Source organism: Gemmatimonadaceae bacterium (assembly GCA_020851035.1).
Lineage (GTDB): Bacteria > Gemmatimonadota > Gemmatimonadetes > Gemmatimonadales > Gemmatimonadaceae > JACMLX01.
This window is the reverse complement of the sequence record JADZDM010000002.1, coordinates 208,787-221,425: the sequence shown is the minus strand read 5'-3', so window position 1 is coordinate 221,425 and position 12,639 is coordinate 208,787. Positions and strand designations below refer to the sequence as shown.

The 12,639-nt window shown below is 70.7% G+C and carries 11 protein-coding genes; 2 read left to right on the top strand and 9 right to left on the bottom strand.

Translation table 11 applies throughout. From position 1 onward, the window contains the following. Positions 1-54: 54 nt before the first annotated feature. On the top strand, positions 55-939 hold the full coding sequence (locus IT355_01760) for a DMT family transporter (protein ID MCC7051961.1): 885 nt from the start codon (positions 55-57) through the stop codon (positions 937-939). Here IT355_01760 and IT355_01755 read toward each other — a convergent pair. From IT355_01755 to IT355_01730, 6 genes are read right to left on the bottom strand one after another with little or no spacing between them, the layout of a single operon-like run. Beyond that, positions 924-1,460 (bottom strand): hypothetical protein, encoded by a 537-nt coding sequence (locus IT355_01755; GenBank protein MCC7051960.1) that lies wholly within the window; start codon positions 1,458-1,460, stop codon positions 924-926. The genes IT355_01760 and IT355_01755 overlap by 16 nt on opposite strands. Further along, complete coding sequence (locus IT355_01750) at positions 1,460-2,515, bottom strand: MaoC family dehydratase (protein ID MCC7051959.1); 1,056 nt, start codon at positions 2,513-2,515, stop codon at positions 1,460-1,462. Before IT355_01750 ends, IT355_01755 begins: the two co-directional genes overlap by 1 nt. Positions 2,516-2,525: 10 nt before the next feature. Continuing rightward, entirely contained in the window at positions 2,526-3,569 is a 1,044-nt protein-coding gene (locus tag IT355_01745) for a CoA ester lyase (GenBank protein MCC7051958.1), read from the bottom strand. 45 nt (positions 3,570-3,614) lie between these two features. Continuing rightward, positions 3,615-4,835, bottom strand: a complete 1,221-nt coding sequence (locus IT355_01740; protein ID MCC7051957.1) for a CoA transferase — start codon at positions 4,833-4,835, stop codon at positions 3,615-3,617. 46 nt (positions 4,836-4,881) lie between these two features. Continuing rightward, positions 4,882-6,105 carry a CoA transferase gene (locus IT355_01735; GenBank protein ID MCC7051956.1) on the bottom strand — a complete coding sequence of 408 codons (1,224 nt, stop codon included), beginning with the start codon at positions 6,103-6,105 and terminating at the stop codon, positions 4,882-4,884. A gap of 11 nt (positions 6,106-6,116) precedes the next feature. Continuing rightward, positions 6,117-7,382 (bottom strand): CoA transferase, encoded by a 1,266-nt coding sequence (locus IT355_01730; GenBank protein MCC7051955.1) that lies wholly within the window; start codon positions 7,380-7,382, stop codon positions 6,117-6,119. A 104-nt stretch (positions 7,383-7,486) separates the two neighbouring features. Here IT355_01730 and IT355_01725 point away from each other — a divergent pair, with 104 nt between their 5' ends. Beyond that, positions 7,487-8,338: a MaoC family dehydratase N-terminal domain-containing protein gene (locus tag IT355_01725; GenBank protein MCC7051954.1), complete on the top strand. Its 852-nt coding sequence runs from the start codon at positions 7,487-7,489 to the stop codon at positions 8,336-8,338. Positions 8,339-8,597: 259 nt separating this feature from the next. Here IT355_01725 and IT355_01720 read toward each other — a convergent pair whose 3' ends face one another. The 3 genes from IT355_01720 to IT355_01710 form a co-directional block, all read right to left on the bottom strand. Continuing rightward, positions 8,598-9,551, bottom strand: coding sequence for a DUF1684 domain-containing protein (locus IT355_01720; protein MCC7051953.1), 954 nt, complete (start codon positions 9,549-9,551; stop codon positions 8,598-8,600). A 110-nt stretch (positions 9,552-9,661) separates the two neighbouring features. Further along, positions 9,662-10,390 carry a response regulator transcription factor gene (locus tag IT355_01715; protein ID MCC7051952.1) on the bottom strand — a complete coding sequence of 243 codons (729 nt, stop codon included), beginning with the start codon at positions 10,388-10,390 and terminating at the stop codon, positions 9,662-9,664. After that, complete coding sequence (locus IT355_01710) at positions 10,387-12,618, bottom strand: hypothetical protein (protein MCC7051951.1); 2,232 nt, start codon at positions 12,616-12,618, stop codon at positions 10,387-10,389. The genes IT355_01715 and IT355_01710 overlap by 4 nt, the downstream gene beginning before the upstream one ends. Positions 12,619-12,639 lie beyond the last annotated feature (21 nt).

Genomic DNA, 12,639 nt, shown 5'->3' with positions numbered 1-12,639 from the left:
CGCAGCTTGCCGCGTCGGCGGGCAGGGGCCCGTTCCACCGACAGCAATGAGGCCATGCCAACCACGCCGGACGCCGCGACGCCCGCGCGCGCAGTGCCGCCTGCAGTGCTCACGACGGTCGCGCTGGTGGCATTCGCCGGCAACTCGCTGCTCTGCCGCCTTGCCCTCGCGCGCACGCCCATCGACGCCGCGAGCTTCACGGCGATCCGGCTCACCGCCGGCGCCGCGACGTTGTTCCTCGTGCTGCGCACCCGGCGCACGGAGCGCACGCCGCGCGGCTCGTGGCGCTCGGCGATGGCGCTCTTCGCCTACGCCGCCGGGTTCTCGTTCGCGTACCTGCACCTCACCGCCGGCACCGGTGCGCTGCTGCTCTTCGGCGCCGTGCAGGCCACGATGATCTCTGTCGGGCTGGCCCGCGGCGAGCGCCTGGCGCTGCCGCAGGCCGCCGGCCTGCTGGTGGCGTGCGCCGGCCTCGTGGCGCTCGTGCTCCCCGGGCTCTCGGCGCCGCCGCTCGGCGCTGCGGCACTAATGACATGCGCCGGCATCGCCTGGGGGATCTACTCGCTGCGTGCGAAGGACGCCGGTGATGCCACGTCGGCCACCGCCGGGAACTTCCTGCGGGCCGTGCCGATGGCGGCGCTGCTGCTGCTGGTCAGTGGAGGGCCGCGCACGGTGGATGCCGCCGGCGTCCTGTATGCCGTCGCGTCCGGGGCGCTCGCGTCGGGGCTTGGCTACGCCATCTGGTACGCCGCGCTGCGGTCGCTGCGGGCGACCACCGCAGCCACGGTGCAACTGTCGGTGCCTGTCATCGCGTCCGCCGGCGGTGTGATGCTGTTGCAGGAACCCGTCACGTTGCGCCTCGTCCTCTGCGGCGCGGCGATCCTTGGCGGCGTGCTGGTCGTGGTGCTGTCGCGGGCCCGGCGTCAGGTCGGGCTGTAGCCGCGCTCGAGCAGGAAGGCCGCGATCGCCTCGGGATCGCGCACCACGTCCACACTGCCCGGCTTGAGCCCGACGCGCAGCAGCAGCCCGGTGCCGGTGGTCGTCGCGACGACGATCGCATCGGTGGTGAGGCAGACGACGTCGGCATCCTCGGCGAGCTGGCCCGGATGGCCGCTGAAGTGGACTGCCGCCCCCTCGCGCAGCTCGACACCCAGCTTCTCGCCCGCGTCGGACACCGTCCACGTCGCACCGGTGAACAGCACCACGTCGTTCCGGCCGAGCCCGAACTCGCCGGCCGCGTCGGTCGGCGGCCCCTGCGCGGGGTCCACCGCCGCATTCAGGCGGAAGGTCTCGAACAGGTCCTCCACGTCGGCGGCCTCGCATTCCACGCGGACCGCCTCGCCGGTCACCAGGTGCATCGTGAACGCGGACTCCGCGATCGTCATGCCGTGCCACACGCCCCGGGCCAGGCGCAGGGCCTCCTGCGTCTGCTCCGTGGCCAGGAACCGGTACTCCCGCATCAGCGCCGCCGTGGCATCAGGACCGTGTAGTCGAAGTCGAGGACCACGGCCGGGTCGTAGGCCCCCGCCGCATCCTGGTACGGGAAATCTTGGCAGGAGCGGTCCTTCGCCGCCACCGTCCGCAGCCGCAGCGCACCGACATCGTCGTGGCCGGGCACCTCCATCCGGTCCAGCACCTCCGTCCAGGCGTAGATGGTGTCACCGGCGAAGGTCGGGGCCGTGTGCCGGCCGCCGTTGATCGCGGCGATGCAGAGCGCATTGGCCAGCCCGTTGAAACTCAGCGCCCGCGCCAGGCTGATGATGTGGCCGCCGTAAATGATCCGCCGGCCGAAGCGTCCCTCGCGCTCCACGTGCTGGTTGAAGTGCACCCGCGCCGTGTTCTGGAACAGCTTGGCGGCCATCATGTGCTCCGCCTCCTCGATCGTGACGCCATCGACATGGTCGATGCGCTCCCCGACGGCGTAGTCCTCCCACAGGTGCGGGCTTCCGGCCAGGTCGGTGTCGTAGTCACCCGGCTCGATGCTGAAGGGCACGTGCAGGTCGGCGACGGGCACCGCGTCCTCCAGCGCCGGGATCACCACCGCCGGTGCCGGCGCCTCCGGGTTCCGCTTGCGCACCATCACCCAGCGCACGTAGTCCAGCACCATCTCACCCACCTGGTTCACGCCCACCGAGCGCACGTACACCACACCGGTCTTCCCGTCGCGGTTCTCCTTCACGCCGATGACGGTGGAGGTCGTGGACAGCGTGTCGCCGGGATAAACCGGCACGCCGAAGCGCCCGTTGGCATAGCCCAGGTTCGCAATCGCATTCAGCGAGATGTCCGGCACCGTCTTCCCGAACACCACGTGGAAGGCGAGCATGCTGTCCACCGGGGCACCACCCAGCCCCACGCTGGCGGCGAACGGATCCGAGGAGGGCACCGCGAAGCGCCCGCCGAAGAGGGCGGTGTAGAGCGCCACTTCACCCTCCGTCACCGTCCGCGGCGTGGCGTGGATGATCTGCTGCCCGACCGCGAAGTCCTCGAAGAAGTTGCCCGACTGTGTCTTCGACACGGATGCCTCCTCAGAAGCCATACGATGCGGCCAGGTCCGGGTCCTTCCGGGCGACGAGCCGTGCGAGGTCCACGATCACCTTCGCCTGCTTCCAGGTGGCGTCGTCCTGCATCTTGCCGTCGATCATCGCCACGCCGGTGCCATCGGGCATGGAGTCCAGGATGCGCTTCGCGAACAGCACCTCGTTCACGTCGGGGCTGAAGACACGCTTGGCGATGGCGATCTGGTTCGGCGCCAGCGACCAGGCACCGGTGCACCCCATGATGAACGCGTTCCGGAACTGTGCCTCGCAGCCCGCCTCGTCCTTCAGGTCACCGAACGGCCCGTAGAACGCACGGAGGCCGGCCGAGGCGCAGGCGTCCACCATCCGTGCCACCGTGTAGTGCCAGAGATCCTGCTGCGCGAACACCCGCGGTGCACCGTCAGGCAGCGGATCTGCCAGCACGCCGTAGAACGGGTGCCCGCCACCCACCCGCGTGGTCTTCATGCCGCGCGAGGCGGCGAGGTCGGCCGGCCCGAGGCTCATGCCGTGCATGCGCGGACTGGCGATGGCGATCTGCTCGACGTTCTTCACCCCCTCCGCCGTCTCCAGCAGGGCGTGGATCAGGATCGGCTTCGTGACACCGTGGCGCGCCTCGAGCAGCGCGAGATACTGGTCCACGAAGTGGATGTCCCATGGGCCCTCGACCTTGGGGATCATGATGGCGTCCAGCCGGTTGCCGGCGCGCTGCACGACCTGCGCGATGTCGTCCAGGACCCAGGGGCTGTTGAGGCAGTTCACGCGCACCCAGAGGCCGGTGTCGCCGCGGTCGACCGCACACGCCGCCTCGATGAATCCCTCGCGCGCCGCCTCCTTGGCGTCCACCGGGATCGCGTCCTCGAGGTTGCCGCACAGCACGTCCACCTGCCGCGCCGTGTCGGGGAGCTTGGCGCGGATCTTCTCCAGGTGCGGCGGGAAGAAGTGGATCACGCGCTCGGGGCGCACCGGCAGCTCACGGAACGGCTGCGGCGCGCCGATGGCGAGCGGCTTGTAGAAGTTCGCGGGGAGCTTCACGTCAGGTCTCCGGGGGAGTGTGGTCGGTCCGGCGGGTGAGGCCGCTCAGGTGGCCTGCAGCACGATGCGCGCATCATGCAGCACGCCCACGTCATGCTCGGACAGGCCGAGCAGGTCGAACAGGATCTCGTCGGTGTGCTGGCCGAGGACCGGCGCGGGCGCCAGTGGCACGCGGGGCAGGGCGCCGAAGTCGAGCGGAGAGGCGGCGGCCAGCAGGTCGCCCACGCCGGGCTGGTGCAGCATCCCGAACATCGGGTTCGCGAGCGAGAGGTCGGCATCCTGCGCGATGGCCTCGCGCACAGTGCGGTACGGCGCCCACGTCACGCGGGCACCGTCCAGCGCCGTCCGCACGTCGGCCATGCTGCGCGTCGCGAACCAGGGCTCGAGCACCGCCGCGATGGCCTCGCGCGCACGGAAGCGGTTGCCTTCGTCCGCCAGGTCGAGCCCCGTGGTGGTGGCCACGCCCGCCATCGCGTCGGCGGTGCCGGTCGCCTTCACCAGCGTGCTCCACTGCATGTCGGTGAGCCCCACCACCATCGCGCGCCCGCCGTCGGCCGTCACGAAGTCGCGGCCGAACGCGCCATAGAGGTAGTTCCCGAACCGCCCGCGATCCGCGTCGTTCACCATCACCTCGCCGATCATGCCGAGGTGACCGAGCATGGCCAGGCCCACGTCCTTGAGCGCGAGCGTCACGAGCTGCCCCGCGCCGCTGCGCGTGCGATGCCGCTCGGCCGCAAGCATGGCGACGGCCAGCATGTTGCCGGCAATCGCATCCCAGGCGGGGAACACGTGGTTCACCGGGTCGTCGCTGCCGGCGGGGCCGGTCATCGCCGGCAGGCCAATGGCGGGATTCACCGTATAGTCCACCTCGGAGCCGCCGTCACGCCGTCCGAGCAGGTTCACCATGATCAGGTCCGCACGGTGGGCGCGGAGCGCGTCGTACGAGAGCCAGCCCTTGGCCGGGAAGTTCGTGCTGAAGATCCCCGCGTCGGCTCCGGGTGCGCAGATGAGTTGCGTGAGCAGCTCCTGCCCGCGGGGCGTGCGGAAGTCCACCGCGATCGAGCGCTTCCCCTTGTTCAGCCCCGTCCAGAAGAGGCTCTGCGCGCCGTCGTTCGTGAGCGGCCAACGCCGCGCATCCAGGCCGCCGCCGATCGGGTCGAAGCGGATCACGTCGGCGCCGAGCTGCGCGAGCGTCATGCCGCCGAGTGGTGCCGCCACGAACGCCGATCCCTCGACGATGCGAAGTCCCTCGAGGATGCCACTCATGACCGGCCCTCGCCGTGGGTGGGTGTGCGGGTGATCGGTGCCGGCCTCAGATGACCCGCCGGCCGCGCAGGTCCGCGATCTCGGCCGCGCCCATGCCGAGCACCTCGGCCAGCACCTCGTCGGTGTGCTCCCCGAGCTTCGGGCCCAGGCTGCGGATGCTGCCCGGCGTCTCGGAAAGTGCGGGCACCGGCGACGGGACGATGATCGACTCGCCGGTGTCCGGATCGTCGAGCGCCACCAGGTTCCGCCGCGCGTGGAACTGCCGGTCGCCGAAGATGTCGGCGATGTTGTTGAGCGGGCCGGCGGGGGTGTCGGTGGCGTAGCACCGTTCCAGCACCTGCTCGCGCGTCAGCGAGCCGCACCAGTCCCGCACGATCTCGTTCACGTCGTGCCGGTGCTCCAGCCGCGTCTTCTGCTCGCCGTAGGTGCTCGACGCCGCCAGTTCCGGCCGGCCCATCGCCATCGCGAGGCGTCGGAAGAGCTTGTCGGTGGCGGTGCTGATCGCCACCCACTTGCCATCCTTGGTGGCGAAGTGGCCGTGCGGGCAGGCGAAGTCGTTGTGCGACGAGCCCTGGCGCTCACGCACGGTGCCGTACATCGCGTAGGCCGGCGCCAGTTCCTCGGTGCAGCGGAACACCGACTCGTAGAGCGCGGCGTCGACGTACTGTCCCTCGCCGGTGAGGTCGCGGTGGCGGAGCGCCATCAGCACGCCGAGGCAGCCGTAGAGCCCCGTCATGTAGTCGCCGAGGGTCGTGGAGCCCGGCGTGACCGGCGTGCCCTTCGGCATGCCGGCGAGGTACGCGATGCCGCCCACGGCGTGCGCGACGCGCGCGAAGCCCGGACGGTCGCTGTACGGGCCCGTCTGCCCGTAGCCCGTCACGCGCAGCATCACCAGCCGCGGGTTGAGCTCGTGGAGCACCTCCCAGCCCAGCCCCCACTTCTCGAGGGTGCCGGTGCGGAAGTTCTCGCAGAGCACGTCGGTCTTCTTGATCAGCTCCTTGAACACGTGCACGCCGGCCGCATTGCGGAGGTCGAGCGTGACCGAGCGCTTGTTGCGCGACTCGCTCATCCAGGTGAGGGTGTCGCCGCGCAGCGACGGGGTGCCGAACCGGCGGAGCGCGTCGCCGCCCACCGGGTGCTCGACCTTCAGGACGTCCGCGCCGAACTCGCCGAGGATCGTCGCGCAGTACGGCGCGGCGATGACCGTCGCGACATCGATCACGCGGATGCCGGCGAGTGGCAGCCCGGACGCTGGGGGGGTGGCAGGCATGGTCCGTGGGCTCAGATGATCCGATGCTGACGCAGTCGGTGCAGTTCGGCGACGGTGAGGCCGAGCAGGTCGCGCAGCACCTCGTCGGTGGCATTGCCGAGCGTCGGGCCAAGGTTCGTGATGCGGCCCGGTGTGGCGGAGAGCGTCGGCACCACCCCCGGCACGACCACGTCACCCAGCTCCGGATCGGTGATGTGCGCGAGGTTGCCGCGGGCCTGGAAGTGCTCGTCGTCGAAGATGTCGGCGATGCTGTTCACCTTGCCCACCGGCACCTCCTCCTGCAGGCAGAGGCGCAGCACCTCGTCGCGGTCCAGCGAGGCGACCCACTCGATCACCATCGCGTTGACCGTGTCGCGGGCGGCGAGGCGCTTGCGCTGGTCGCCGTACAGGCCGGACGAGGCGAGGTGCGGCTGCCCCATCGCGACAGACAGCCGCTCGAACATCTTGTCGGTGGTGCAGGCGATCGCGATCCACCGGTCGTCGCGGGTGCGGAAGTGGCCATGCGGCACCGCCACGAAGCTCCCCGACCCCTCACGCTCGCGGATCTTGCCCGAGACGCCGTACACGGCGGCGATCTCCTCCATCATCCGGAAGACGGCCTCGTAGATGCCGACGTCGATGATCTGCCCGCGACCGGTCTTCTCGCAGTGGCGCAGCGCGACCATGATGCCGATGGCGCCGTAGAGGCTGGCGATGTAGTCGCCGAGCGGCACGGTGCCGGGCAGCACCGGCGTCTCGCCCGGGAAGCCCGCGAGGTAATTCAGCCCGCCGAAGGCCTGCGCGATGTGCGCGAACCCTGACCGGCGGCGGTACGGCCCTGTCTGGCCGTAGCCCGACACCCGCAACATCACCAGCCGGGGATTGGCGGCACTGAGGGCCTCCCATGTCAGCCCCCACTCCTCCATCGTGCCGGGCCGGAAGTTCTCGATCAGCACGTCGGACTTCGCGACGAGCCTGAGGAAGAGCTGCACACCGTCGGCCTGCCGCAGGTCCATCGTCACCGACTTCTTGTTCCGGCTCTCGCTGAGCCACTTGAGCGTGGCATCGGGGCGGCTGGTGGCGGTGCCGAACCGGCGCATCGGGTCACCGCCGATGGGATGCTCCACCTTGAGCACCTCGGCGCCGAACTCGCCCATCATCGCGGCCGCGTACGGGCCGGCGAGGAAGTTGCCGACGTCGATCACGCGGATGCCACGGAGCGGCCCCTCGCCAGGGGCCGTCGCCGCCCCATCCGCAGGACGGTCATCCGGCGGTGCTGCACGATCACGAGCGAACATCGATGGCCTCGGGCTCAAGTGAACATGCCTTGATATCTTAACCGCGATCCCGCATCCGTCAGCACCGGGCGCGCCGCCCGCGATTCACGCCGACCCATCCACCGATGACCGACGCCGTGCCAGACTTCCGCGAGTGGATCGGACGCACCGAGACCGTGCTGGACGGGTTGAGCCCGGAACATGCTCGCCGCGCAGCCGCGACCTTCGATGACGAAGTAACCGGCGTCGGGGCGGATGACCCGCTGCCGCCGCTCTGGCAGTGGTTCTACTTCCTGCCGTTCGCGGCGCAGTCGGCGCTGGACGTGGATGGTCATCCCCAGCGCGGGGGCTTCCTGCCGCCGATCCCGTATCCGCGGCGCATGTTCGCGGGCTCGCGGATGGTGTTCCATCGCCCCCTGCGGCTCGGCCAGCCGGCCGCGCGCGAGGGCGAGATCCGCAACGTGGTGATGAAGTCGGGACGCAGCGGGTCGCTGGCGTTCGTGACGGTGCAGTACCGCTTCACGCAGGGTGGCGTGCTCTGCGTCGAGGAGGAGCAGGACATCGTGTACCGCGAGCCCGGCGCCGCCGTCAGCGCGCCGGTCGCGGCACCGCTCGCACCGGCCACGGCGGGCGAGTGGCGCCGCACCATCACCCCCGATGCGCGCCTCCTCTTCCGCTTCTCGGCGCTGACCTTCAACGCCCACCGCATCCACTACGACCGGCCGTACGCCGAGCGTGAGGAAGGGTATCCGGGGCTGATCGTGCACGGCCCGCTGACGGCGATGCTGCTGGCCGATCTCGTCCGGCGCAACACCGGCCGGCCGATCGCGTCGTTCTCGTTCCGCGGCCTCGCGCCACTCTTCGACCTCGCGCCCTTCCACCTCTCCGGCACGCCCTCCGGCGACAGCGTGGACCTCGTCGCGCTCGCGCCCGACCTCACGCCGGCACTCTCGGCACAGGTCAACCTGCGCGACTGAGAAGTGCACGGGCAACGGCTTCAACGCAAGGCGCCAAGGGCGCGAAGGACGCAAAGAACAGCGGCCGTGCGCTTCAGGCGTCGGTCGCTGCAGGCGAGGACGAACGTACTCGAGGGAAACTGCGGTGGCTGTTGCAGTTCCCATCAACTACTTGGGCATTCGTGCGGGCCGAGCATCGCAGAGCGCGCAGGGCCGCCGTTCTTTGCGTCCTTCGCGCCCTTGGCGCCTTTGCGTCAATGCCGTTCCCGATGCCGAGGCGCTATCGGAGTTCAGCGCCGTGCGGCCCGGCGTAGCGCTTCTCGCCAGCCGGGATCGCGACGGTGAGCACGTTCCCGGCCGGCGGCAGCGGGCAGGTGGCGAAGGCGGTGAAGGCGCAGGGCGGGTTGTAGGCGCGGTTGAAGTCGAGGATCGTGTAGCCGGCGCTGTCGACGAGCGTGGCGTACATGAAGCGGCCGGCGGGGTAGGTGGTCTCCTTGCTCGTCGCGTCGCGGAAGAGCATGAAGTACTGCGTGGTGTCCTTCCCCTCGAAGGTCGCCGTGAGCGCGTACGCCGTGCCGCCGATGCGGAAGTGCAGCACGCCGGGCGACCGGTACTCCTCCGTCATGCCCAGCACGTTCAGGATGCGCACCGTGCGCGGCGCGGGGTGCGGCACCAGGTGCGCCTGCACGCGGAACGAAGTGTCTGTGGGGAAGTAGGTGAGCCCCTTGAAGTCGCGACGGAGCACGTAGGCGCTGTCCTTCACCCGCAGCGCCTGCCGGCCGCCACGCTCGATCAGCCGGTAGGTGAGGCTGCCGGTGCGCAGCACCGTGGGCTGTTCCGCCTTGTCGTTGGCCAGCGTCACGCTGTCGATCCGCGTGCTGTCCACCATCACCGTGGTGCCACGGGCGGCGAGGAACGTCACGCGGGACGCATCGTTGCGCAGGGTGCCGACGGCGGGCGGCGTGTGGTCCGCCGGGAGGCGGATCGTGCTGGCCGCCGCACTCCCGATGCTGTACGAGGCGCTGTCCAGCCAGAACAGCCCGGCGAGAGTGCTCCAGCCATCCGGCCCCGCGATCGCCTCGAGGCGCTTCGCGTGGAAGTCGGCGATGTCGGCCGCGTAGGTTGCCGAGTCCACGGCCGTCTTGGGTGGCACCGCCAGTTCCGCTGTCGCACACGCTCCCAGGAGCACGGCAGCGAGGGCGGTCACGGCACGGCGTTGGCGCGCTGCGGGCATGCGGGCTCCTGGAAGGGGTACGGCGCAAGGTACCCGACCTGTCCAGTCGGCAGTGCAGCTGCACCTGGCGGACGGGGCCGTGATGACGACCCGCAGCACGTGGCCCGCGCTCAGCGCCGTGCGTCGTCGTCCAGGATGCCCATGCGCCGCGCCGTGTCCACTGCCGCGATGCGTGAGCTCACGTCCAGCCGCGCATAGACGTTCTTGACGTGTGTCTTGACGGTGTTCACCGACAGCGACAACTCCTTGCCCACCTCGGCCAGCGTGTGCCCGTGCGCGAGCTGCCGCAGCACGTCGGTCTCGCGGTTGGTGAGCGCCGCCGGCGGAATGCTGGGACGTGACGGTGCATGCCGCATGACTGGTGACTCGCCGCGGAAGTACGCCAGCACACGCCGCGCGATCGACGGCGACACCACCGGCTCACCGGCCATCGCCGCCTGCAGACGCAGCCGGACCACGTCGATCGTCTCACCCTTCAGCAGGTACCCCTGGCCCCCGGCGGAGAGCACCGCGAAGAGGTGTGCATCGTCATCGAACACCGTGCGCGCCACGCAGACGGTCGGGATCTCGTTCACGTCGGCCGAGTGCGGCGGATCACCCATCAGCGTGCGGATCAGCCCGACCCCCGACCCGTCGGGCAACCCGAGGTCGATGATCGCGAGGTCGAACCGGACGCGCTTGATCCAGCGTTCGGCCTCGGCCACGGTCCGGGCCGTGCGCACGCTGGCGCCGGGGAAGACCGCCACCGCGGCGATGGCCTCGGCCTCCATCGTCGGATCGTCCTCCACCACCAGCACGTGCTGCACGGCGCGCATCGCCGGCGCAGGGGTTTCGCTCATCGTGCCTCCACTGTGGACGCGACGGTGCCGCGCGGCGCGCGGGTCAGCATGGCCGCGAGCATCACCTCGGTCCCGCGCAGGCCGTCGCTGCGCGGGCCGATCGAGGCCTGGCCACCGAGGGTGGATGCGCGTGCGTGCAGGTTCGGCAGGCCATCGCCGGTGCGGGACGGGTCGGGCGTGAAGCCACGACCGTCGTCGGTGACCTGCACCTGCAGCGCCTCTCCCGCCATCTGCACCTGCACGCGCACCTGGCCGGCACCGGAGTGCCGGATCACGTTGGTCACCGATTCCTGCAGGAAGGCCGTCAGCGCATGGCGCTCATCCGGCCCGAGCATCACCGCGCCGACCTCCGCGATGGGCCAGTGCAGGCCGATGCCGGCCGCCCCCAGCCGCTCGGCGGCGGAGAAGCGGGCGTCGGCGAGGCAATCCGCGAGCGGTGCACTGGTGACGCCCTCGCCACTGACCACGCTGCGCATGCCGCGCACGGCGCGCCGGATCTCGTCCTGCACCGCGGCCATGTCGGCATCGGCCGCGGCACCGTCGCGGCGCGGCGCCAGGCCGGCCAGCAGCGGCGAGCTCACGGTGTCATGCAGGTCACGCGCGATGCGGGAGCGTTCGCGGCTCACGCCGATGTCGTACGCCATCCGGCTCTCGTTCGCCGACTGCATCAGCGAGACGAGGGTCCGCACGAGCTGTGCGTCACCGGGCGTGAAGAGGCGCTTGCCGCCCCCGGCATAGGTGAGCCGGATGGCCGGGCTGGAGGCCACGGCCGGCACCGCGAGTTCCTGTCCCTGCGCCTTGAGTTCCACGTCGGCCGTCGATCCGTCGGCGAGCCGCGTGCCGTCCTCGGCGGAGTGCAGCGGATCGAACAGCTCGAGCAGCAGCGCGCGCCAACGGGCGTCACGCTCCGCATCGGATGCAGCGTAGGTCACGTGCAGCGCCTTCTCGAACAGCGCTTCCGGTGGCAGGCGACGCCGGTCGAACAGCCGCGACCACACCCAGCGCCGCAACGGGAAGGTGCCGAGGGCCAGCAAGGTGGCGAGGCCGATGGTGCGGGCGGCGCCTGAACTGGCGGAGTTGAGGAGGGCAATGTCGAACGCCACGAACGCCGCCACGATCACGCCCCAGAACAGGATGCGGTAGGCCCACTGGTCCAGGTCGAACAGGCGGTACTGGCGCAAGCCGATGGCGAGGCCGGCGTACATCAGCACGAAGAACCCGAACGCATACCCCTGCGGGATCGGCGGCAGGCCCCCGATCGAGCTCACCAGCGCAGTCAGCCCCACGAACGCGCTGCACCCCGCCAGCACGCTCACGGCGAACCAGCGCAGCACGGCGCGCGCCGCCGGGTCCCCCTTCGTGCGCCGCCACTGCCAGACGCTGATGCCGATCGCCCCGAGCATCGCGAGCATCACCGGGAAGCGCGTGCCGGTGTCCTGGTCGGGAGCGAGGCGTGTGGCGCCGGCCACCCACCACACGAATGCGACGGCACCGATCGCAAGCGGCACGCGTGCACTGGTGAGCCGCAGCGGGTAGACGAGGAAGATCGTGCAGAGCGCCGCACCGAACATCGTGGCGCCGAGGTGGTTGATGCGGCTCAGCGTGTGGAAGATCGCGCTCGGCAGCGCGATCTCGCGGGCGCTGTAGATGGCCGCCGCATGCGCGAAGACCAGGAAGCAGGCGCCGGTGACGGCGTACGCGCGCGGACCCCAGTCATCGGGGCGCAGGGCCCAGACCCAGGTGCCGATGATGATCCCGGCTGCGCCGAAGAGCAGCTGCAGCCAGAACACCAGCGGCAGGCTGCCGACCGGGCGGGGACGCGGCGCGAGGCGCACCGTGCGCACGGTGTTGCTCTTGTCACGCAGCGTCAGCAGCACCGTACCGGCGTGCAGGATCCGCGTGATCGAGTCCTGCCGCGCGTAGAAGGTGTCTTCCTCGGCCCACGTGTCCAGGAAGTCCGGCTCCTCGAGCAGGTCACCCGGCACCAGCGCGAAGGCGGGTCCGCCGGCAGCGGCGATGGCCATCAGCGAGTCGCCCGCCTGTGCACCGGCGGCAGGCACCGTCGCATCCACCTCGGCGAGCATCAGCGTGGCGCCGGCCGTCGTGTGCTCGAAGGTGAGACCGAGCCATGGAGGCTGGCGCACGAGCCAGGTGCAGAGCACGCCCGACACAAGGCAGGCGACCACCGCGCTGAGCAGGCGCGCGCTCGGCAGGACTGGAGATCCCATCTGATGGGAAACGGGTGGTGG